The following is a 23,243-nucleotide window of genomic DNA, read 5'->3' on the forward strand; positions in this document are numbered from 1 at the left end:
TGCCGAAGACAGTACGAACGTACGGCTAGGCAAGGCAACAACGCCCTGGACGTTTTGTCAAACCCAGCCGGCGTCGACGATGAATTCTTGGGACGAGCACATGGCGCCGTCATCCGAGGCCAGGAACAGCACCATGGCAGCGATGTCCTGCGGCATCAGCTTGCTTGGCAAGCATTGGCTTTTCTTGATTTCCACTTCGGCCGCGTCGTCGACCCACAGGTCGATCTGGCGCTGCGTCATGACCCAGCCCGGCGTGACCGTGTTGACGCGGATATTGTGTGCGCCATAATCGCGCGCCAGGCCCCGCGTGAGGCCCACGACGGCCGCCTTGGTGGTGGCATACACGGGGTAGCCACCCGACTTCATGTGCCAGGAAATCGAGCTGACATTGATGATGGAACCGCCGCCCTGGCGCTTCATGCCTTCGAAGACGGCCTGGCACGTGAAGAACATCGGACGTTGATTGATCGCAATGCGCTCGTTCCAGTATTCCAGGGTGACGTCCTGCGCCTGGTGACGCTGGTCGTTGGCGGCATTGTTGACGAGGATATCGAAGTCGCCCAGCGCGCCTGCCAGTTCGGCCATGACGGCTTGCAAGGAGGGGATATCCGTGATGTCGCAATGGCGGAACAAGGGCTCCGTCAGGCCCGCTTCGGCCAGGCGGCGGCACAGGGCCTCGCTCGCTTCCACGGCGATATCGACAAACGCCACCAACGCGCCCTGGGCGGCAAATTCCGCCACCAGGGATTCGCCGATGCCGCTGCCGCCACCCGTGATGAACACGCGCTTGCCCTGCAAGCTGCCATATTTCGCCAATTGCTTCATCTTGTCTCCACCTGTTTATTTTTTATGTACAACGTGCAACACAAGCCGGCGCGGCAAGACCCGTTGGCCCCGCCGCGCAGCAGGTTTTAGTTCTTGCCCAGCACGCCATCGTGACGGCGCCAGATCCCCAGCGGATTATCATCGCGGAGCGACTCCGGCAGCAAGTCCTGCAGCAGGTTCTGGTACGACACGGGACGCAGGAAGCGGTTGATGGCTGCCGTGCCGACCGACGTGCTGCGGCCATCGGAGGTGGCCGGGAACGGGCCGCCGTGCACCATGGCCGTCGACACTTCCACGCCGGTGGGGAAACCGTTGGCCAGGATGCGGCCCACGCGGCGTTCCAGCACAGGCAGCAGGCGGCGCGCATCTTCCAGGTCGCCCGCATCCATCTGCAGGGTGGCCGTCAGCTGGCCTTCCAGGCTTTCCGTGATCGCCAGCAACTGTTGCATGTCACGGCAAGCCACCAGCAGGGAGGCGGGACCGAAGACTTCGTCGCGCAAGTCATGCTTGGCCAAAAACGCTTCGCCCGAAGTGACGAACAGGGCGGCGGCGCCCTTGCCTTCGTCGCCCGTATTTTGCACCAGCGACGTCACATCGGCGTGCTGCGCGAGGGCGGCGACGCCCTTGGCATAGCTGCTGGCAATACCAGCCGTCAACATGGTGGCGGCAGGCGCAGGCGCCAGCGCTTCGGCGGCAGCGGCGGCAAAGGCCGTAAAGTCGGCGCCTTCCAGGCCCAGCACGAGGCCGGGATTGGTGCAGAACTGGCCCACACCCATGGTCAGCGAGGCGGCAAAACCGCTGGCGATCGCCGCGCCGCGGGCGGCCAAGGCTTGCGGCAGCACAAACACGGGGTTGATGCTGCTCATTTCCGCATACACGGGGATCGGTTGCGGACGTTCCGCCGCCACCTTCATCAGGGCGATGCCGCCCGAACGCGAACCCGTAAAGCCCACGGCCTGGATGGCCGGATGGGCCACCAACGCCTGGCCGATGCCATTGCCCGTTCCCGTCAGCAAGGCAAACACGCCGGCCGGCAGCTTGCACAGGGCAATCGCTTTCACGATGGCGCGCGCCACCAGCTCCGACGTGCCAGGGTGGGCCGAGTGGGCTTTCAGCACGACGGGGCAGCCGGCAGCCAAGGCCGAGGCCGTATCGCCACCGGCCACGGAGAAGGCCAGTGGGAAGTTACTGGCCGCAAACACGGCGACGGGGCCCAGGCCGATCATGCGCAAGCGCAAGTCAGGACGCGGTGGCACGCGGTCAGGCAGCGGGCTGTCGATGCGCGCATCCGTCCACGAGCCTTCACGCAGCAAGCCGGCGAACAGTTTCAGCTGACCGACCGTGCGGCCGCGTTCGCCTTCCAGGCGCGCGCGCGGCAAGCCGCTTTCCGTCATGGCGCGCACGATCAGGTCGTCGCCCAGTTCGAGGATTTGCGCGGCAATGGTGTCGAGGAAATCGGCGCGTTCCGCATCCGTGGTGGCGCGGAATGGGTCGAACGCGGCTTGCGCCAGGCGGCAGGCTGCGTCGATTTGCGCTACGTCAACCATGTGGAAGGCAGGCGCGATGTGTGCGCGCGCGGCCGGATCCCAGGCTTGGAAGGAGCCGCCATTGCCCTGGACGGCAACGCCGCCGATCAATGCATCACCGGTGATATGGAAACTCATAATGTGCTCACTTTCGCAAATTCGGTTGGGAAGACGTCGAGGCGGTTGCGCAAGGCAGGGCCAAAGGCCGGCGCTTCGATTTCAAAGGTTTCGCCCGGCGCCACGCTCACGCCATCGGCAAAGCTCAGGGTGGCCGTACCGAAGAAATGCACATGCACGTCGCCAGGGCGCTTGAACAGCGGATACTTGAAGTGGTGGTGTTCCAGGTTGGCAATCGTGTGCGACATATTCTTTTCGCCGCTGACAAACGCCTTTTCCCAGCGCACATTGCCAGCCGCATCGAGCACGCGCGAGGCGCCGGCGATGTGCGCGGGCAATTCACCCACCAGCAGGGCCGGCCCGACGCTGCAGGCACGCAGTTTCGAGTGGGCCAGGTACAGATAGTTCTGGCGTTCCGTGATGTGGTCCGAGAATTCATTGCCAATGGCGTAGCCGACGCGGTAGGGCTGGCCATCGTCGCCGATCACGTACAGGCCGGCGATTTCCGGCTCTTCGCCGCCATCGAGGGCAAAGTCCGGCATGCGCAGCGGCTGGCCACCGGCGCGCACGATGGAGCCGTCGCCTTTATAGAACCATTCAGGCTGGGCGCCGGCCGTGCCAGCGGCAGGCTTGCCGCCTTCCACGCCCAGGCGGAACATTTTCATGGAGTCGCTCAGGGACTCCGCATCGCCGCCGATCTTCTTGTGCATGGCGTCGCGCGCGCCGGCGCTGCCCAGGTGGGTCAGGCCCGTGCCCGTCACGTAGCAGTGCGCTTCGTCCGCGTGGTCCAGCGGCGGCAGCACACGGCCGCCGGCGGCCACGTCCGCATAGGAATGCATGGTGTTGCCGACGGTAGCATTGACCAGTTCCGCCAGGTTGACCTTCTTGCGGATGGCGTCTTGCGCCAGCGCATAGGTCGTGTTGTAGCCTTCGATGACGCGGATCTGGTCGTCTTGCAGCAGGCCGACCAGGCGGCCGCCATGTTCATTCGTAAATTGCAGCAACAGCATGGGATTCTCCGCTTAGTGTGAGTGGCGCGGCACGGCGGAACCGCGATTGCCGACCAGGAAGTCGAAATCGCAGCCTTCGTCGGCCTGCAACACGTGTTCGATGTACAGCTGCTGGTAGCCGCTCTTCGGCCCGGGCGCGCTGCCCAGTTCGCGGGCCGCCAGGCGCTCGGCGATTTCCGCGTCGCTGATGTCGATGTTCAGGCTGCCGTTGTGGCAATCGAGGGCAATCATGTCGCCATCGCGCACGATACCCAGCGGGCCGCCCGCCATGGCTTCCGGTGCCACGTGCAAGACGACGGTGCCGTAGGCGGTGCCGCTCATGCGCGCATCCGAGATGCGCACCATGTCGGTGATGCCTTGCGCCAGCAGTTTCGGCGGCAAGCCCATGTTGCCCACTTCAGCCATGCCCGGATAGCCTTTCGGACCGCAGTTCTTCATCACCAGCACGGAGTTCGCATCCACATCCAGATCCGGATCAACGATACGGGCCTTGTAATGCTCGAAATCTTCGAACACGACAGCCTTGCCGCGGTGCTGCATCAGGTGCGGCGAAGCGGCCGACGGTTTCAGCACGGCGCCGCGTGGCGCCAGGTTGCCGCGCAGCACACAGATGCCGCCATCGGCCAGCAGCGGGTTGTCCAAGGTGCGCACCACTTCATCGTTGTAGATCGGCGCTTCGACGCAGTTGTCCCACAGCGACTTGCCGTTGACGGTCAGCGCATTCTTGTGCGGCAGCAAGTCGCCCTCGCCCAGGCGGCGTATCACGGCCGGCAAGCCGCCCGCATAGTAAAACTCTTCCATCAGGAAACGGCCCGACGGCAGCAGGTCGACAATGGTCGGCGTGCCGCGGCCTACCTTGGTCCAGTCTTCCAGCTCCAGCGGCACGCCGATGCGGCCGGCAATCGCTTTCAAATGGATCACGGCATTGGTCGAGCCACCGATGGCGGCGTTGACCTTGATGGCGTTTTCAAACGCTTCGCGCGTCAGCACTTTCGACAGGCGCAGGTCTTCGTGCACCATTTCGACGATGCGGATGCCCGACATATGCGCCAGCACGTAGCGACGCGAATCGACGGCAGGGATGGCCGCATTGTGCGGCAGCGACGTGCCCAGCGCTTCAGCCATGCTGGCCATGGTCGAGGCCGTACCCATGGTGTTGCAGGTACCGGCCGAGCGCGACATGCCCGATTCGGCCGACATGAACTGGTGCAGGGTGATGGAACCGGCCTTCATCTGCTCGTGCAGCTGCCACACGGCCGTACCGGAACCGATATCCTTGCCATTCAGTTTGCCGTTCAGCATGGGGCCGCCGCTGACGACGATGGTGGGGATGTCGACGCTGGCCGCGCCCATCAGCAGCGCTGGCGTGGTCTTGTCGCAGCCGACCAGCAGCACGACGGCGTCCATCGGATTGCCGCGGATCGATTCTTCCACATCCATCGAGGCCAGGTTGCGCGTCAGCATGGCCGTCGGGCGCAAATTCGATTCGCCATTCGAGAAGACGGGGAATTCCACGGGGAAACCGCCCGCTTCCAGGATGCCGCGCTTGACGTGTTCGGCCAATTGACGGAAATGGGCGTTGCAGGGAGTCAGTTCGGACCAGGTATTGCAGATGCCGATGATCGGCTTGCCGTGAAACTCGTGGTCAGGTATGCCCTGGTTTTTCATCCAGCTGCGGTACATGAAGCCGTTCTTGTCCTGCGAGCCGAACCACTCGGCAGAGCGCAGGGCAACCTTCTTTTTTGTCTCAGACATGCCATTCTCCTGGTTGTGCTATGCCGGATCTAATGTCGTCGGCCCGGGCAGCGATGTTGGAATACTAAAGAATCCTGCCATGCCTTTCCAATCAATTTTTAATGCGTTCCGATATCGAAAACGATATCAGCATCCCCCAATGAAAACGCCCTGCGCGCACGTGGCGGCAGGGCGCAGGCTGTTTTGGCCGGGGTGCTTACTCGGCGGAAAAGCGATACACGGTTTGCGTCCGATACTCCTGACCCGGCCGCAAAATCGTACTGGGGAAGTGGGACTGGTTCGGCGAATCCGGGAAATGCTGGGTTTCCAGGCATAGCGCGCCGCGATAACTGTTGGCGCGCAGCTTGCCGGGCTGGCTGCCGTCGAGGAAATTGCCCGAATAAAACTGGACACCGGGCTCCTGCGTGTACACCTGCATCACCCTGCCCGATTGCGGATCGCGCACCGTGGCGGCCAGCTTCAGCCCTTGCTCCGCCTGTTGATTCAGCACGAAGTTATGATCATAGCCGCGGCCGATACCCAGTTGTTCATGCGGCAGGGCGATGCTGTCGCCGATGATGGTGCTCTGACGCAAGTCGAACGGCGTGCCGGACACGTCCGCCAGTTCGCCCGTGGGAATCGACCCCGCGTCCACGGGCAGGTAGCGGTCCGCGTTGATGGACAACGCGTGGCCGAGGATATCGCCCTGCCCCGCCAGATTGAAATAGCTGTGGTTGGTCAGGTTGACGGGCGTGGCCTGGTCCGTGACGGCATGGTAGCGCAGGCTCAGCGCATTGTCGTTGTCCAGTTCATACACGACGGTGACATCCAGCTTGCCCGGGTAGCCGTCCTCACCGTGCGGGCTGCTGCGCGTGAACGTGACGCCGACCACATCATTCCTGGTGAACGGCTCGGCCTGCCACATGACCTGGTGAAAGCCCTGATTGCCACCATGCAAGTGGTTTGGCGCATTGTTGACGGCCAGCTGGTAATCCTTGCCGTCGAGGCTGAAACGCCCCTGCGCGATGCGGTTGCCGAAGCGGCCGATGACGGCGCCCAGGAAAGCGCTGTTGTGCAGATACGGTTCAATGCGCTCGAAACCGAGCACCACGTCGGCAAAGCTGCCGTCGCGGTCCGGCACGTGGATTTCGCTGATGATGGCGCCAAAGTCGAGCACCTTGACTTGCATGCCCTGGCGGTTCGTCAGGGTAAATACGCTGACGTGCTGGCCATCGGGCAGGATGCCGAACGGCGCTTGCGTCACTGAAACAGAATCAACTGGGGTCATGGCGTCGGGTCCGTAACGTTACAGGGTCGATGAGCGGCCAAACACGGGCATGCCTTGCGCATCCCAGCGCAGCGGTTTGACAAACGTATGGCGATCCGGGTTCCACAGAGGGTCGCCGACGATTTCCGTGTAGGTGCGGGCATGGTACACCAGCAATACGCCGTCGCCGTCGTCGGCCGTCGTGAAACTGTTGTGACCGGGACCGTAGATGCCGTGCTCATAGCAGGTGGCAAACACGGGCTCGGGCGACTTGCTCCACGAAAACGGGTCGAGCAAGTCGGCGGACGCGTCGGCCCACAGCAGCCCCATCGCGTAGTTTTCATCGGTGGCGCTGGCCGAATAGCTGATGAATATCTTGCCGTTGCGTTTCAGCACGGACGGCCCCTCGTTGACCCAGAAGCCGCGGATTTCCCAGTCGAATTCCGGTTTGCTCAGCATCACGGGCGGGCCGGCCAGCTGCCATGGCGTGGCCATCGGCGCGATGTACAGGTTGGAATTGCCTTCGATGGCGACATCTTTCTGCGCCCACAGGTAGTACAGCACGCCGTCGTGCTCGAACGTGGTGGCGTCCAGGCAAAAGGTGTCGATGCCCGTGTCGATCTGCCCCATGAATTCCCACTCGCCTTCGAGCGGATTGGCGTTGGTATTGCGGATCGCATACATGCGGTGCTGGAACAGTTTATGTTTGATCTCGCGGCTCGGCGCGGCGGCGAAATACACATACCAGGCGCCCTGGTTGAAGTGCAGTTCCGGCGCCCATACCAGTTCGCTGTACGGCCCCGTTTCCGGCTTGTGCCACACGTCGGCCGTTTGCGCGTCGGCCAGGCCGGCGATGCTGTCGGCGCGGCGCAGCTCGATGCGGTCGTACTGGGGCACGGAGGCCGTAAAGTAATAATAGCCGTCGCTGTGGCGATAGATATGCGGGTCAGCGCGCTGTTCGATCAGCGGTTTCAAGACGTCTGCCATAAGCACTCCAAATCATTTCATTAGATAAAATTAGTTTGCCTTACAACACCTGAGAAAACCGTAGCGAGCGGAAGGGAGAGGTGGCTAAGAAGCGCAACCGTACTCTAGTACGGTGAGCATCGCAGGCCGCCTATACCGACGCGCAGTAGGTTAGCTCAGGTGTCCTCATGCGGCGACGTAGCCGCGCTTGTGCATTTCGGTTTTCACGCCCGTGTAATAGCTGTCGCTGATGCGGTACTTGAACATCAGCAAGCCCATCAACAAGTGGAAAAAGCCGGGGATGATCGACAGCATCAGGGCGATGCCGTTCAGGGCGAATTGCGTTTGCTCATGGTTGGGCTGGTAGTCGAAATACGCGAGCAGCACGCCCACCAAGCCACCCGCCACCGCCATGCCCGCCTTCTGGCAGACGGAAATGCCGCCAAAGGCGAAGCCGGAGACGCGCTTGCCCGTCTTGACTTGACCGTAATCAATGGTTTCCGCGATGGCCGACCAGAACACGGGCGCATGCAAGTCCACCACGAAGGACAGCAGGAAATACAGGGCGAAGGCCAGCACGGTGTCGCTCGGCTTTACAAAGAAATAGATCGCCAGGCTGATCAGCGCGACGCCGATCTGCGTGTAGCGGAACAGTTTCACCTTGCAATAGAACTTGGTGATCCAGGTCGAGGCGATCATGGCCAGGATGGCGGCCACCACGCCCGTCGTGAGGAAGGCGGCCACCGTTTCCGTGCTGCCGCCCAGATAGTATTTCGCGTAATAAATGGCGACGGAACCGCGCACCACATAGCCGATGGTGCCCGTGACGCACACGCCGCACAGCACCAGCCACTGGTCGTTCTGCAGCAGCACCTTCAATTGCGCCAGCAGCGATTGCTTTTCCACCACGTGCACGACGCGCTCGGTGGTGGAGAAATAGCAGAACAGGAACAGGGCCACACCCATGACGGCCATCACGGCCATGGCCGCCTGGTAGCCGACGGCCGGGTTGCCGCCGCCCCAGCGCTGCGACAGGACCGGCACGACGATGGTCACCATGAAGGCGCCGATCTTGGCGAAGAACAGGCGGTAGCCGTTGGCCGACAGGCGGTCCTGCGGGTCGCTGGTCAAGCCGCTGATCAGGGAAATATAGGGAATGCCCACGCCGGCCGTCATGATGGTCATCAGGATATACGTGGAATATGCCCAGATCAGCTTGGCGTCATACTGCCATTCGGGCGTGCTGAAGACAAAGAAGACGCTAACGCCATACGGCACGGCCAGCCACAGCAGGTACGGCCGGTAGCGTCCCGAGGCAAAGCTGTAGCGGTCGGTGATCTGGCCCATGACCAGGTCGGCGATGGCGCCGATGACTTTCACGGCCACGAACAGCAGGGCCAGGTCGGTGGTTTTCAAGCCATAGATATCGGTATAGAAAAAAGTGATGATCAGCATCATCGACGAGATGACGACATTGAGCGCCATGTCGCCGGCGCCGAAGCCGACCTTTTCAACGGTGGATAATTTTTGCGTCTCCATGCTTTCCGTCCATTCTTTTTATGATGAATCGTGCGTGACTGTCCAACTGACAGGGGCGTTGCCGGCCGAAACCATGGCAACGCCCTTGATTGTTTACTGTGCGATCAACTTACATTTTCCAGCGCAGTGATAACCCTACCGTGCGGTCATAGCGGCGCGTATCGCGCGCATACACGCCCGGTTCGTTCCAGTAATCCTTGAACTTCGTGTCCAGCAAGTTATTGCCATCGAGGGTCACCGTGAACTGGTCGTTGATCTTGTACGACAGCGAACCGTCGAGCTGGGCCGTCGGCGCCACTTTCAAGTCCAGACCGGGGCCGCCCTGGTTGTAGCTGTCGATGAATTTCGAGCGCCAGTTGTAGGCCAGGCGGCCCGACCACGCTTCTTTTTCGTACAGCAGCACCAGGTTGTAGGCATAGCGCGACACGCCCGTGATGGCATGGCTGCCCGTCTCGTCATCGGTGGTGCCGCTCATGTAGGTGCCGTTCGCCTGCAAGCCCAGGCCGCTCAACAGGCCCGGCAAACCGTCATAAAACTGCTGGTAGCCAATTTCCAGGCCCTGCAGCTTGCCGGCGGCCGTGTTGTACGGGCGGTCCACGTCATAGGTCTTGCCACCGATGGTTTCGCTGGAAATGCGTTGCTGGATATAGCCGTCGAACTTGTGGTGGAACACGGTGGCCGTCACGGAACCGGCTGGCGCGAAATACCATTCCAGTGCCGCGTCAACATTGTCGCCCGTCACCGGTTTCAAGTTCGGATTGCCGCCCGCGCCCGTCGCCTTCACCGTTTCCGTCGAGTTGACGAGGGCCACGCCCGGGTTCAGCTGGGAAAAGCCCGGACGGCTGATGGTGCGGCCGGCAGCGAAGCGGCCGACCAGGTCGGAGCGCAGCTTGATTTTCAGGGCCACGCTCGGCAGCACATCGGTGCTGGCCGTGTCGCTGATGACAGGCGTGTAGACGCCATCTTGCGAACTGTTGCCTTGCAGGCTTTGCTCGGTACGCACGACGCGCACGCCCAGGGTACCATCGACAGGGTAGGCACCCAGCTTGAAGGCGATCTTCGCCTTGGTATAGATGGAATACGTCTTTTCCGTGTCCTTGAAGAACGAACCCGGGTCCATGGCGCGCGCCGCGCTGCTGCCCGTGACGGCTTGGCGGATGGTGCCAGTGTTGTTGAGCAGGAAGCTGGCGCACGGCGTGTACCACTGCTTCAAGCCATAGTCGGGGCCGCCGCTGGACATCGGTTCCGACAGGCAATTGAGGCCCGGAATCGACGTCACGCTCTGGCGGCCAAACGGAAACGCGGCGCCGGACACGTCCGGTGCTTCCGCATTGCCCTCGAAACTCTTGATCGATTCGGCTTCGCGCTTCACGCCGCGCAGGCCGACGCTGATTTCCTTGAAGATGCCGCCGGCACTGGGCGTGTACGCCAGGTCGGCGCGCAAGTCGTTCGAGCTGCCCTGGTCACGGCCGTAGCGGTCGAAAAAGCCCTTCAGATAGTAATTCGACGGGTCTTGCAAATCGATGCCCGTGTAGTCGACGTGCAAGGTGCCATTCTGGTTGGTATTGATGCGGGCATTCGGCACGACGGTAATCGCATCGAGAATCGGGTTGCGCCAGGCATAGGTACTTTTGGTGCTGGCCACTTCCGACGTGAAACGCCATTCCGGGTTGATATCCCACAAGCCACCGACGGCAAATTGATGCGTCTTCGTCTGGTTCTTGTTCGCCTGCGTCGACATGATGGTGTTGACGTTGGTCGAGGTGAGCGTTTGCAGCTGGTCGGTGCCAGGAATTTTTGTAGCCGACACGGGCGTGCCCCACCATGGCAAGCCGACAAAGTAGTCGGACTCGGCATCAAGCAGGAAACGCGTGGCCATGCCTTCCGCGTACAGTTCCACGTCGGCGTTCGGACGCCATTGCAGCACGGCATTGGCGGTGGTGCGGCGGCGGTCGCCCTTGATCGGCAGCAAGCCCACCTGGTCCGGCCCCGTCAAACCGGGCAACAGGAAACTTTTATCCACGGGCGCCGTATTGAATGCGCGTTCTTCGTGGTAACGGTGCTGCTGCTGCGACAAGCCCAGCAGCGCGCCCACTTCGCCGATGCCCGTCTTCCAGCGGTTAGCCACCATGCCGCTGATGTTCGGGTCCGTGGCTTTCGATTTGTCGCTGTAGACGGCGCGCGTGTTGACGCTGGCCGTGAACTCCTTGAAGTCGAACGGGCGGTTGGTGCGCACGTCGATGATGCCGGCCACGCCGCCTTCGACCTGGTCCGCGCCTTGCGATTTGTACACGTCCACGCGCTGCAGCATGGTGGCGGGAATGTCGGCCAGGTTGACGTAGCGCCCCGTGGTGGTAAACAGTTCGCGGCCATTGAGCAGGGTCGTGACATCGCGCAAGCCGCGGATCATGACGGCGCTGGCCTCGCCCGAATCGCGGCGTATCTGGATGCCGGAAATGCGCGCCAGGGTCTCGGCTACATTGTTATCGGGGAATTTGCCGATGTCGTCGGCGACGATCGAATCGATGACCTGGTCCGAGCGCATCTTGATCTGCTGCGAATTTTGCGCCGAACGGCGCACGCCGCTGACGGTCACGACCGACACTTCCGCAGCAGGCTCGGCACTGGCATCGGCCACCACCGCCTCCTGCGCCCATACCGAAGCCGTGCTCAGCAAGCCAATACCGGCCAATGCCGCAACGGCTGCCTTCAAGATGAATGGACGAGGGGAAGTGGCCGCGAGCGGGCCGGTGGCGTTGCGCATCATGAATCTCCAGATATTGTATTGATATTTTTTGTGCTGCTTGCATGTCGTTCGCATGCTCGGCGTTTATCTTAGGGGCTGGGCGATAATCTCTCCAATCAATTTTTCCACTGTTTCGATATCAATTTTGATATCGGCGGTTAGCGGACTTTGGAGGTTGCAAACGGACAACGGCAGAGGCGTCAGGGGCGTTTTCGGAAGGGGGCGCACAAAAAAGTGGCATTATCGACATGTGGTGGCACACGGTGCCCATGGCGAGCAGAAACAGTCACGTGCCGAGGCAAGCGTCGTTCTCGCACGAAGGTGTGGAGGTATTGGATTCGCACGCTGCGCAGTGTCACAGTCCCTGCCGGGTTGAAATCACAATGGAGAACACGGCATGCAGCCGCATGACAATGCTGGCTGGATAAAACGGGAGTCTTGATTTGTCTGGTGCGGCTGGCGGGGATCGAACCCACGACCCTTGGCTTCGGAGGCCAATACTCTATCCACTGAGCTACAGCCGCGTAGGGGGAATTTCTGAAGTGATGCGAAGGATACCGTTTTTCTTTACCTACGTCTACGGAAACTGTCGTATCGCTGGCAATTGCATGTCACTGCTCAATTTTTGTGCCTATAATTGTGGGTTTCATAAAGGTTTACATCCAGGCATGTAAAAATGCTACCTTACACGGCCATCAGTTTCAAATCTGGACTAAGGACATCATGAGCGACGCACATAACGAACAACAATCAGCGATCAAAACGCCTAAACAATTGCTTGCCGCCGTAGCTGGCTTCTTCCTCATCACCGTCATCGGCATCATCCTGCTGGTGCAGTTCGTCACGGCGCAAAAACTGACGGGCGCCGGTACGGACAGCCAGTCGCCGGAAGCCATTGCCGAGCGCTTGAGTCCGGTTGCCAATGCCGGCTTCACCTTCAAGGATGCCAGCGGTCCGAAAGTGCTGCAAAGCGGCGAAGCCGTCTACACGGCGACCTGCGTGGCTTGCCATGGCGCCGGCGTGGCCGGTGCGCCGAAGTTTGGCGATGCGGGCGGCTGGTCGGCACGCCTGGCCCAGGGCTACGATACGGTCCTGAAACACGCCATCGAAGGCTTGCGCGCGATGCCGGCCAAGGGCGGCAATCCCGACCTCGACGATGTGGAAGTGGCGCGCGCCGTTGTCTACATTGCCAATGCGTCGGGCGGCAAGTTCAAGGAACCGGAAGTGCCGGCACCAGCCGCTGCAGCTGACGGCGCTGCCGCACCAGCCGCGGAGCCTGCCAAGTAAGCAGCTCGCAGTAGCAAGGAACCGCCCGGATGGGCGGTTTTTTTTTACCCGCAGTTTGCGCCAGATCACACGGCGTAAAAAAGCCGCCCGGCTTGATGCGGGGCGGCTCGGTGCTAGCGCGTCAGAACTGCTGTTACCACATGATGACGCGGTCTTTCGGCGGCAGATACATCTTGTCGCCCGGTTTCACGTCGAAGGCCTGGTAGAAGCCGGGCTGGTTGCGCATGGTGCCGTTGGCGCGGAACTGGCCTGGCGAGTGCGGGTCCGTTTTCAGCAAGACCAGTTGCTGCGCTTCGCGCATCTTCATGCGCCAGACCTGGGCAAAGCCCGCATAAAAACGCTGCTCGCCCGTGAAGCCGTCGATGACGGGAGCTTGCTTGCCGTTCAGCGACAATTTGTACGCCTTATACGCGATTGCCACGCCGGAATTGTCGGCGATATTTTCGCCCAGGGTCAGTTCGCCATTGACGAAGTGGCCCTTGACGGGGCTGAAGCTGTTGTACTGCGCCACCAATTGCTTGGTTTTCTTGGCGAAGTTTTTATGGTCGGCCTTGGTCCACCAGTCGCGCAGATTGCCGTCGCCGTCATACTGGGCGCCCTGGTCGTCGAAGCCGTGGCTGATTTCATGGCCGATCACGCCGCCGATGGCGCCATAGTTGACGGCGTCGTCCGCGTTGGCGTCGAAGAACGGCGCTTGCAGGATGGCGGCCGGGAAGACGATTTCGTTCAGCTCAGGGTTGTAATAGGCGTTCACGGTCTGCGGCGTCATGCCCCACTCGTCGCGGTCGATAGGCTGGCCCAGCTTGTTCAATTCGCGGTTGTAGTTGAGCAAGTGCGAACGCTGGATGTTGCCGATCAAATCGTCCGGCGCCACCGCCAGGCCCGAGTAATCGCGCCATTTGTTCGGATAGCCGATCTTGGTGGTGAACTTGGCCAGCTTGATCTGCGCCTGTTTCTTGGTGACAGGGCTCATCCAGTCAAGCTTGTCGATGCTTTGCTTGTAGGCCGTCATCAGGTTTTTCACCAGCGCCTCCATGCGCACCTTGCGTTCGGCCGGGAAATACTGCTCCACGTACAGCTGGCCCACGGCTTCGCCCAGCGCGCCTTCGACGGCGCCCACGCCGCGTTTCCAGCGCGGACGCATTTCCGTCACGCCCGTCAGGGTGGTGCCATAGAAAGCGAAGTTTTCATCGACATACGCTTTCGGCAGGTAGCCGGCGTTAGCGTGCAACAAGTGCCACTGGAAATATGCTTTCCACGTCTCCAGCGGGGTCTTGTTGGCGATCTCGGCAAAACCCTTCAGGTAGCTGGGCTGGCTGACGATCACGTAATTGACCTTGCCGGCGATGCCCGTATCCTTCAGGTAGCGGGCCCAGTCGTAGCCTGGCGCCACGGCGGCCAGTTTCGCCAGTTCCACCTTGTTGTAGGTCTTGACGGGGTCGCGATTCTGCACATTGCTCCATTGCGCCTTGGCCAGCTCCGTTTCCAGCGCCACAATGGCTTTCGCGTTGGCGGCAGCGTTCGCGTCGCCGGCCAGGCTCAGCATTTTTTCCACGTGGGCCAGGTATTTGGCGCGCGTGTCGGCCTTGCCCGCTTCCAGGTAGTAGTCGCGGTCAGGCAAGCCCAGGCCGCTTTGCACGATGTCGGCCACGTACTTGGTGGAATCCTTGGCGTCCTGGTGGATGCCGAAGTCGTAAGGCGAAGTCACGCCCAGCTTGCTGAAGTGGGCGATCACGGCCGGCAATTCCGCCTTGTCCTGCAGCGCGGCGATCTTCGCCAGCTCCGCATTCAAGGGGGTCAGGCCCAGGCTTTCCAGCTTGGCTTCGTCCATGAAGCTGTTATAGAAATCACCGATCTTCTGGGCATTCGAACCGGCCGCGCGGGCCTTGTCGGCGGCAGCGCCTTCGACGATGCCGCGCAGCTGCGTTTGCGTATCATCGGCCAGCTTGGCAAAGCTGCCCCAGCTCGACTTGTCGGCAGGAATCACGGTTTCCGCCAGCCATTTGCCATTCAGGTGCTGGAACAGATCGTCCTGCGCGCGCACGGCAGGATCGACGTATTCGACGGCGATGCCGGACGTCAGCGCCGCAGCAGCAACGGCCGTGGCGGGAGCGGCTTTCTTGGCCGCATCAGCGGCACCAGCCATGCCGGACACGCCGGCCAGCAAACTCAGGGTCAATGCACTTAACAAATAACGATTCACGGTTGTCCTCAATATTGTATTGTGTGGAATATAAGGGTCAGAAGGCCCAAGGCTTCTGGCCCGGTTTTTGACTGTAGCATACCGGCCGAAATGACAGAAAGAACTTTGGCCAGAATGCAAAAAAGACCACGCGAGTGGTCTCTTTTGTTGTTACAGGATTACGTTTTCATCGAGGCTGGGCTTACCAGATGATCACGCGGTTTTCCGGCGCGACATACATCTTGTCGCCCGGTTTCACGCCAAACGCTTCGTAGAAGCCAGGCTGGTTGACCATGGTGCCATTCGCGCGGTACTGGCCCGGCGAATGCGGGTCGGTCTTGATCTGCACGATCTGCTGCGCTTCGCGCATCTTGCTGCGCCATACCTGGCCAAAGCCCATGTAGAAGCGCTGGTCGCCCGTCAAGCCGTCCAGCACGGGCGCCGGCTTGCCGCCCAGCGAGATTTTATAGGCCTTGTAGGCGATCGCCACGCCCGAGTTGTCGGCGATATTCTCGCCCAAGGTCAGGGCGCCGTTGACGTGGTAGCCCGGCAAGGGGCTGTAACCGTCATATTGCTTGGTCAGCGCGTCGGCCTTGGCGGCGAAATTCTTGCGGTCGGCCGGGGTCCACCAGTCGCGCAGGTTGCCGTCGCCATCGGACTGGCTGCCCTTGTCGTCGAAGCCGTGGCTGATTTCATGGCCGATGACGGCGCCGATGGCGCCATAGTTGACGGCGTCGTCCGCGTTGGCGTCAAAGAACGGCGGCTGCAGGATGGACGCGGGGAAGACGATTTCATTCATCGTCGAGCTGTAATAGGCGTTCACCGTTTGCGGCGTCATGCCCCACTCTTCGCGGTCGATCGGCTTGCCCAGCTTGGCCACCTGGCGCGCGGAACCGAAGTTGGCGGCGCGCATCATGTTGCCCACCAGGTCGCCCTGGACGATTTGCAGCTTCGTGTAATCGCGCCATTTGTTCGGATACGCGATCTTCGGCGTGAACTTGGCCAGCTTGGCTTGCGCTTCCTTCTTGGTTTCCGGGCTCATCCAGTCCAGGGTATCGATGCTGTCCTTGTAGGCGGCCAGCACGTTCTTCACCAGCTCCTGCATGTGCGCCTTGCGTTCTGCCGGGAAGTATTGCGCGACATACAGTTTGCCGACGGCTTCGCCCAGCACGCCTTCGACAGCGCCCACGCCACGCTTCCAGCGCGGCTGGTTTTCCGTCACGCCGCTGAGCACCGTGCCGTAGAAGGCAAAGCTTTCATCGACAAAATTTTTCGACAGGTAGCTGGCATAGCTGCGCAGCAACTGCCATTCGAAATACGCTTTCAGGGTATCCAGGTCGCTTGAGGCGAGCACCTTGTTGTAGCCGGCCAGGTAGCTCGGCTGGTTGACGATGACGTAGTCGACCTTGTTGGCGATGCCCAGGGCGGCCAGGCCGGACTTCAGGTCGTAGCCCGGCGTCAGGTCGTTCAGTTTATTGATGTCGGTCTTGTTGTAGCGTTTGACGGGGTCGCGGTTCTCGACCTTGGTCCATTGCACTTCGGCCAGGGCCGTTTCCAGCGCAACGACAGCCTTGGCGCGGGCGGCGGCGTTCTTGTCGCCCGCCATGGCCAGCATCTTTTCCACGTGCGCCTGGTATTTTTCCTTGACGCCAGCCTGCTTGGCTTCCAGGTAGTAGTCGCGGTCCGGCATGCCCAGGCCGCTTTGGCTCACATACGCCGCATATTTCGTCGAGGCGCGCGCATCCTGGCCCACGTAGACGGCGTACGGGGTCGACACGCCCGTCTGGCTCAGGTGGGCGATCAGGGCGGGCACGCCCTTCTTGTCGCGCAGCGAGCGGATGCGGTTCAGTTCGCCGGCCAGCGGCTTCGTGCCCAGCGACTCGAGCTTGGCTTCATCCATGTAGCTGGCGTACAGGTCACTGATTTTCTGCGCTTCGGAACCGGCTTTCCTGTTCTTGTCCTTTTGCGTGGCTTCGATGATGCCGCGCAGCTGTGGCGTGGTGTCATCGCGCAGCTTGGCGAACGAACCCCAGCTCGACTTGTCGGCAGGAATCTCGGCCGTGGCCAGCCACTTGCCGTTCAAATGGGTGAAGAAATCGTCCTGCACGCGCACGGCGGGGTCGATGTACTGCACATCGATACCGGAAACGACGCCGGCGGCGGCAGGTGCGGAAGGTGCGACGCCGGGCGCCACGGTCGGGGCGGCAGCGGCGGATACGGGTTCGGCGGCATGGGCAAACGCAGCCAACAGGGTCAGGGTCAGACTGCTCAAGAGATAGCGATTCACGGATTGTCCTTATGGGGCATGTCAAAAAGACCGGGCGGATGGCTTCGGGCGGATAGCCTGCCGCGCCAGGCGCTGCAGGAATGTAGCACGCGAGCATGCCTTTTGGCCATCCTTGCCCCTTGGTTGCCCCCCAGCGCCTGCCCCCTGCTTACCCTCAGTTGCCGGGCAGCGTCATGCCCGCGCCCCCGCTGCCCATGCTCACGCCCGCGCCTCCCATGCCGCCCATTCCCCCCTTGCCGCCCTTGCGCCCGCCGTGCTCGCCACCGGGCGCGCCGCGCGATTCGCTGCGGGGCGCGGCGGCGTCCATCACGCGCGCCATCTGGCCGGCGATGAACTGGGCCACCATCTGGCGCTGGTTTTCGTCGAGGGCATCGTTGACGCTCAGCCACCATTCGCGCAGCTGCTTTTCTTCGGCCAGGCTCTGCGTGCTTTCCGTGCCCAGGCCGGCGAGCAAGTCGCGCAACTCCAGCCTGGGCGCCTGCAAACCCTGCGTCACGCCCGCTTGCAGGCGTTCGCGGCGCGCCTTGCGTTCGCGCAACAGCTGGCGCGATTTCCCTTCCACCTGCTGCCACAAGGTGGTTTGATTCGCATTGAGCTTCAATTCCGTCTTGAAATCGGGCGCCATCGGCAACAAGTCTTCCAGACGCATCTCGGCAATCGGCACGGCCGAGGCGGTCAAGGCGGTGGTGCCCAGCAGCAAGGCCAGGCCGAGACGGCGCACGGCGGGGGAAAAGGTCAACGAGGTCATGGGGGCTCCGGATAAAAAAAAGCCTGCGTCCGCAGACGCAGGCAAAACCACTTCGGGTCGAGAATGCGAGTCCACTATAGGGCCGCCGCACACGCTTTTTTTCGACTCTTACAAATGCTTACTCCCCTCAAGAGTAACTATACATCGCATACAAAACCGCAACATATGGCAAGCTGACAGCCGCGTTTTCGCGCGTAGACTGGGCCCAGGCATGCTTTTTCCACGGCCGGCCCACGCCGGCAGAGATTCAGGTCTATACTTTCAGGAAAGCGCCGCTCCACGGGGACTGGCGCTTGTGCAAGACACGCTAGCTGCAAAGGTGCAATGATGGGCAAACTCAAAAATACCGGCTTGATCGGCCTGGGCGTGGTGGCCGGCGTCGCCGTGTCGCTGCAATTTTCCGCCATGGCGCAAAAGACCGTCGAGCCGCCCCTGCCGCTGGAAGAGCTGCGCCAGCTGGCCGACGTATTTGGCCTGATCAAATCCGATTACGTCGAGCCGGTGGAAGACAAGAAACTGCTGGAAGACGCCATTTCCGGCATGGTCGCCTCGCTCGACCCCCATTCCGCCTACCTGGACAAGAAAGCCTATGCCGAGCTGCGCGAAGGCTCCGAAGGCAAGTTCGTCGGCCTGGGCATTGAAATCGGCCTCAGCGAAGACGGCTACATCAAGATCGTCTCGCCCATCGAAGATTCTCCCGCCTACCGCGCCGGCATCAAGGCTGGCGATCTGATCACCCGCCTCGATGGCCAGCCCGTGAAAGGCGTCAGCCTGGACGACAACGTCAAGCGCATGCGCGGCGAACCGGGCACCAAGGTGTCGCTGACAATTGCCCGCAAGGATGAACCGCAACCGCTGGCCTTCACCATCACGCGCGAGGAAATCCATCAGAAGAGCGTGAAGGCGAAGATCGTCGAGCCCGGCTACGCCTGGTTGCGCGTGTCGCAATTCCAGGAACCGACCGTCGACGACATGGCCGCGCAGATCACGGCGTTATACCAGCAAGACCCGAACATCAAGGGCATGGTGCTGGACCTGCGCAACGATCCGGGCGGCGTGCTGCAGGGCGCCATCGGCGTCTCGGCCGCCTTCCTGCCGAAGGACGCGGCCATCGTCTCGACGAATGGCCAGTTGCCGGATTCGAAACAGGTGTTCTACGGCCGCGCCGAATACTATACCTTCCGTTCGGAAGGCGATGCCCTGGCGAAATTGCCGGCCGCCATCAAGAAAGTGCCGCTGGTGGTGCTCGTCAACACGGGGTCGGCCTCGGCCTCGGAAATCGTCGCCGGCGCCCTGCAGGATTACAAGCGTGCCACCATCATCGGCACGCAGACCTTCGGCAAGGGTTCCGTGCAAACCATCCGCCAGCTGACAGCCGACACGGCCGTCAAGCTGACGACGGCCCGCTACTACACGCCGAACGGCCGCTCGATCCAGGCCAAGGGCATCGTGCCCGACCTGCTGGTCGATGAAAATGCAGACGGCGACGGCTTGAACGGCTTGCGCATCCGCGAAGCGGACCTGACCAAGCACCTGAGCAACGACCGCGACCAGGAAAGCGCCAAGGCCGCGCCCGTTAACGACGAGATGGAAGAGCAATTGCGCATCATCGCCCTGGAAAAGACCCGCAAACCGCTGGAATTTGGCAGCAAGGACGATTTTCAATTGCACCAGGCGCTGAACCACCTGAAGGGTCTGCCGGTGCAACTGGCCAAGGCCGAACCGGTGGTGGTGCAGGCCGACGTCAAGAAAGAACAGAAGAAATAAGCAGCAGCGCCAGCATCACAGGGGGGCGCAATGCCCCCTGGTCACCCGTCCACGCGACAAAAATCAATCTTCCGCCACACATCCCCCCGCCCCGCAACACGAAACTCTCTACAGTCGAGCCCGTTTGTGTAAAATTTGCTTCACTTATCGGCATCGCGCCGATTGCCAAATTTGAAAGCTTAACCATGAAACAAGTCGTCATCAGCGGTACCGGACTGTACACGCCGCCATTTTCGATCTCCAACGAAGAGCTGGTCACCTGCTTCAATGCCTACGCTGAAAAGTTCAATGCCAACAACGCCGACGCGATCGCCGCGGGCACAGTGACGGCGCTGGACCTGTCGAGCGTGGCCTTCATCGAAAAGGCGTCCGGCATCAAGTCGCGCTTCGTGATGGAAAAGGAAGGCATCCTCGATCCGGCGCGCATGGTCTCGCGCATTGCGGAACGGGGCGATGACGAACTGTCCCTGCAAGCGGAAATGGCGGTTGCCGCCGCGCGCGACGCCTTGGCGCGCGCGGGCCGCACGCCAGCCGATATCGACATGGTACTGGTGGCTTGCAGCAATATGCAGCGCGCCTACCCGGCCATGGCGGTGGAAGTGCAGGATGCGCTGGGCATCGACGGTTATGGTTTTGACATGAACGTGGCGTGCTCGTCCGCCACCTTCGGCATCCAGCAAGCCGTGGCCGCCGTGCAAAGCGGCCAGGCGCGCGCCGTGTTGGTCCTGAATCCCGAAATCACCAGCGGCCACCTGAACTGGCGCGACCGCGACAGCCATTTCATCTTCGGCGACGCCTGCACGGCCATCATCGTGGAAGCCAAGGACACGGCCGTGTCCAGGCACCAGTTCGAGATCATCGGCACGGAACTGAAAACGCGCTTCTCTAACGCCATCCGCAACAATTTCGGCTTCCTCAACCGTTTTGACGAGTCCGGCGTGGGCCAGGCCGATAAATTGTTCCGCCAGCAAGGCCGCAAGGTCTTCAAGGAAGTGTGCCCGATGGCCGCCGAGATGATCAAGGCGACCCTGGCCAAGGCCGGCGTGGAAGTGGCGCAAGTCTCCCGCTACTGGCTGCACCAGGCTAACCTGAACATGAACCTGCTGATCGCGCGCCTGATCCTGGGCCGCGACGCGGAAGCGAACGAAGCGCCCGTGATCCTCGACACCTACGCCAACACCTCGTCGGCCGGTTCCATCATCGCCTTCCATAAGTATCAGGATGATATGGCGGCGGGCGCCACGGGCGTCATCTGCTCGTTCGGCGCCGGTTATTCCATCGGCTGCGTGATCGTGCGCAAGGTGTAAAGACACGGGGTGGCATAGGGTGGAATCCTTGAATTAGGAGAAGATCCGGGTGGATGACATGCGTTCGTGGCCACCTGGACGAAGATAGTGCACAGGTTTTTTGCAATAAAGCCGCAGGAACCTTCCGGCAGGGGCTTTGATGCGTTTATACTTGGTCGCTGAGCAACATCTTTTTCCATCCGCACGTCCCATAAGGAACCCCACACGCATGCCCCATGACATCAGCCTGATCACCACCATCGCCGCCGCCCTCGGGTTCGGCCTCATCTTCGGCTTCATCGCCGCGCGCCTGAAACTGCCGGCCCTGGTCGGCTACCTGGCCGCCGGCATCATCATCGGACCGGCTACGCCCGGTTTTGTGGCGGATGCGGAAATAGCCGGACAATTGGCGGAAATCGGGGTGATGCTGATGATGTTCGGTGTCGGCCTGCACTTTTCCATCGAAGATTTATGGGACGTGCGCAAGATCGCGCTGCCTGGCGCCATCCTGCAGATCGGCGTCGCCACAGCGATGGGCATGGGCCTGGCCCACTGGTGGGGCTGGACCCTCGGTGGCGGACTGATCTTCGGCCTGGCCCTGTCCGTGGCCAGTACCGTGGTGCTGCTGCGCGCGCTGGAAGAACGGGGCATCCTCGACTCCCTGAATGGGCGCATCGCCGTCGGCTGGCTGGTGGTGGAAGACCTCGTCACCGTGCTGGTGCTCGTGCTGCTGCCGGCATTCGCCGGCGTGTTGGGCGGCAAAGTGGCGCCGGATGCCGAGGCCGTCAGCCTGTGGCAAACCCTGGCCATTACCCTGGGGCAAGTGGCCGGCTTCATCGTCTTCATGCTGGTGGTCGGCCGCAAGCTGTTCCCGTGGATTTTGTGGCAGGTGGCGCGCACCGGTTCGCGCGAGCTGTTCACCCTGTGCGTGATCGCCGCCGCCGTCGGCATCGCCTACGCTTCGACCAAGCTGTTCGGCGTGTCCTTCGCGCTGGGCGCTTTCTTCGCCGGCATGGTGCTGCGCGAATCCGAACTCAGCCACCGCGCCGCGGAAGAATCGCTGCCCCTGCGCGACGCGTTCGCCGTGCTGTTCTTCGTTTCCGTCGGCATGCTGTTCGAGCCGAACATCCTCATCGAAAAGCCCCTGCAAGTGCTGGCCGTGTGCGCCATCATTATTTTCGGCAAGTCGATCGCCGCCTTCTTGCTGGTGATGGCCCTGCGCTATCCGCCGAAAACGGCCATCATCGTCTCGGCCAGCCTGGCGCAGATCGGCGAGTTCTCGTTCATCCTGGCCGCCCTGGGCCTGTCGCTGGGCCTGATGCCGCAGGAAGGCCAAAGCCTGATCCTGGCCGGCGCCATCCTGTCGATTGCCCTCAACCCGCTCGTGTTCAGCATGGCCAAGCCGCTGCTGCGCGTGATGAGCAACAGCGATTTCGCACGCAAGTTCGAACGCACCACCGACCCGCTGGCCGAGCTGCCGATGACGGTGCCGCAGGAAAAACTGTCGGGCCAGATCGTCCTGGTCGGCTATGGCCGCGTGGGCCGGCGCATCGCCGCCGCCCTGATGGAACGGGGCATCCACTTCGTCGTGGCCGAGGAAAACCGCGAAATCGTCGACCAGCTGCGCAAGCAGGGCATCCCGGCCGTGGCCGGCAATGCGGGCGAACCGGCCGTGCTGATCCAGGCGCACATCACGCACGCCACCATGCTCGTCATCGCCACGCCCGATACCTTCCACGTGCGCGCCATGATCGAGACGGCGCGCGCGCTGAACCCCTCCATCATGACGGTGGTGCGCACGCACAGCGAGGAAGAGGCGGAATTGCTGCGCGCGGAAAACGCGGGCAAGGTGTTTATTGGCGAGCACGAGCTGGCGAATGGCATGGCCGAACACGTGCTGCAGAGTTTTGATGCGGCGAAGAAGGGGCATGGCCATTAAGGTTCTTTGATACCGAA

15 protein-coding genes and 1 tRNA gene are annotated in these 23,243 nt (G+C 61.8%); 4 read left to right on the plus strand and 12 right to left on the minus strand.

Annotated elements, in window-relative coordinates; translation table 11 throughout:
- Nucleotides 1-57: 57 nt before the first annotated feature.
- The 9 genes from CSQ92_RS22755 to CSQ92_RS22795 form a co-directional block, all read right to left on the minus strand.
- Nucleotides 58-825 (minus strand): SDR family NAD(P)-dependent oxidoreductase, encoded by a 768-nt coding sequence (locus tag CSQ92_RS22755; RefSeq protein ID WP_099395472.1) that lies wholly within the window; start codon nucleotides 823-825, stop codon nucleotides 58-60.
- An 86-nt stretch (nucleotides 826-911) separates the two neighbouring features.
- Nucleotides 912-2,489, minus strand: a complete 1,578-nt coding sequence (locus CSQ92_RS22760; RefSeq protein ID WP_099395473.1) for an aldehyde dehydrogenase (NADP(+)) — start codon at nucleotides 2,487-2,489, stop codon at nucleotides 912-914.
- Entirely contained in the window at nucleotides 2,486-3,478 is a 993-nt protein-coding gene (gene araD1, locus CSQ92_RS22765; protein ID WP_099395474.1) for an AraD1 family protein, read from the minus strand. Before araD1 ends, CSQ92_RS22760 begins: the two co-directional genes overlap by 4 nt.
- A gap of 12 nt (nucleotides 3,479-3,490) precedes the next feature.
- Entirely contained in the window at nucleotides 3,491-5,233 is a 1,743-nt protein-coding gene (locus CSQ92_RS22770) for an IlvD/Edd family dehydratase (RefSeq protein ID WP_034752921.1), read from the minus strand.
- 196 nt (nucleotides 5,234-5,429) lie between these two features.
- Nucleotides 5,430-6,500, minus strand: a complete 1,071-nt coding sequence (locus tag CSQ92_RS22775; protein WP_099395475.1) for an aldose epimerase family protein — start codon at nucleotides 6,498-6,500, stop codon at nucleotides 5,430-5,432.
- Nucleotides 6,501-6,518: 18 nt separating this feature from the next.
- Nucleotides 6,519-7,466: a glycoside hydrolase family 43 protein gene (locus CSQ92_RS22780; RefSeq protein ID WP_099395476.1), complete on the minus strand. Its 948-nt coding sequence runs from the start codon at nucleotides 7,464-7,466 to the stop codon at nucleotides 6,519-6,521.
- A gap of 165 nt (nucleotides 7,467-7,631) precedes the next feature.
- Nucleotides 7,632-8,984: an MFS transporter gene (locus tag CSQ92_RS22785; protein ID WP_070279985.1), complete on the minus strand. Its 1,353-nt coding sequence runs from the start codon at nucleotides 8,982-8,984 to the stop codon at nucleotides 7,632-7,634.
- A gap of 109 nt (nucleotides 8,985-9,093) precedes the next feature.
- On the minus strand, nucleotides 9,094-11,751 hold the full coding sequence (locus tag CSQ92_RS22790) for a TonB-dependent receptor (protein ID WP_099395477.1): 2,658 nt from the start codon (nucleotides 11,749-11,751) through the stop codon (nucleotides 9,094-9,096).
- A 427-nt stretch (nucleotides 11,752-12,178) separates the two neighbouring features.
- Nucleotides 12,179-12,254 (minus strand) — tRNA-Arg (locus CSQ92_RS22795).
- A 199-nt stretch (nucleotides 12,255-12,453) separates the two neighbouring features.
- Here CSQ92_RS22795 and CSQ92_RS22800 point away from each other — a divergent pair.
- Complete coding sequence (locus tag CSQ92_RS22800; RefSeq protein ID WP_070279983.1) at nucleotides 12,454-13,017, plus strand: c-type cytochrome; 564 nt, start codon at nucleotides 12,454-12,456, stop codon at nucleotides 13,015-13,017.
- 133 nt (nucleotides 13,018-13,150) lie between these two features.
- Here CSQ92_RS22800 and CSQ92_RS22805 read toward each other — a convergent pair whose 3' ends face one another.
- The 3 genes from CSQ92_RS22805 to CSQ92_RS22815 all read right to left on the minus strand — a co-directional run bounded on the left by CSQ92_RS22805 (nucleotide 13,151) and on the right by CSQ92_RS22815 (nucleotide 18,234).
- Entirely contained in the window at nucleotides 13,151-15,220 is a 2,070-nt protein-coding gene (locus tag CSQ92_RS22805; RefSeq protein ID WP_099395478.1) for a M13 family metallopeptidase, read from the minus strand.
- A gap of 181 nt (nucleotides 15,221-15,401) precedes the next feature.
- The gene (locus CSQ92_RS22810) at nucleotides 15,402-17,486 is read right to left on the minus strand and encodes a M13 family metallopeptidase (protein ID WP_099395479.1); all 2,085 of its coding nucleotides are present in this window, start codon (nucleotides 17,484-17,486) and stop codon (nucleotides 15,402-15,404) included.
- 154 nt (nucleotides 17,487-17,640) lie between these two features.
- Nucleotides 17,641-18,234 carry a hypothetical protein gene (locus CSQ92_RS22815; RefSeq protein WP_099395480.1) on the minus strand — a complete coding sequence of 198 codons (594 nt, stop codon included), beginning with the start codon at nucleotides 18,232-18,234 and terminating at the stop codon, nucleotides 17,641-17,643.
- Nucleotides 18,235-18,558: 324 nt separating this feature from the next.
- On the opposite strand from CSQ92_RS22815, the gene CSQ92_RS22820 reads away from it, so the two are divergent.
- The 3 genes from CSQ92_RS22820 to ybaL all read left to right on the plus strand — a co-directional run bounded on the left by CSQ92_RS22820 (nucleotide 18,559) and on the right by ybaL (nucleotide 23,226).
- The gene (locus CSQ92_RS22820) at nucleotides 18,559-20,001 is read left to right on the plus strand and encodes a S41 family peptidase (protein ID WP_070279980.1); all 1,443 of its coding nucleotides are present in this window, start codon (nucleotides 18,559-18,561) and stop codon (nucleotides 19,999-20,001) included.
- Nucleotides 20,002-20,186: 185 nt separating this feature from the next.
- The gene (locus tag CSQ92_RS22825) at nucleotides 20,187-21,308 is read left to right on the plus strand and encodes a beta-ketoacyl-ACP synthase III (protein WP_099395481.1); all 1,122 of its coding nucleotides are present in this window, start codon (nucleotides 20,187-20,189) and stop codon (nucleotides 21,306-21,308) included.
- Between the two features lie 208 nt (nucleotides 21,309-21,516).
- Nucleotides 21,517-23,226, plus strand: coding sequence for a YbaL family putative K(+) efflux transporter (ybaL, locus tag CSQ92_RS22830; protein ID WP_070258417.1), 1,710 nt, complete (start codon nucleotides 21,517-21,519; stop codon nucleotides 23,224-23,226).
- The last annotated feature ends 17 nt before the right edge of the window (nucleotides 23,227-23,243 follow it).

Origin of the sequence: Janthinobacterium sp. BJB446, assembly GCF_002735655.1 — a bacterium.
Taxonomy (GTDB): Bacteria; Pseudomonadota; Gammaproteobacteria; order Burkholderiales; family Burkholderiaceae_D; genus Janthinobacterium; species Janthinobacterium lividum.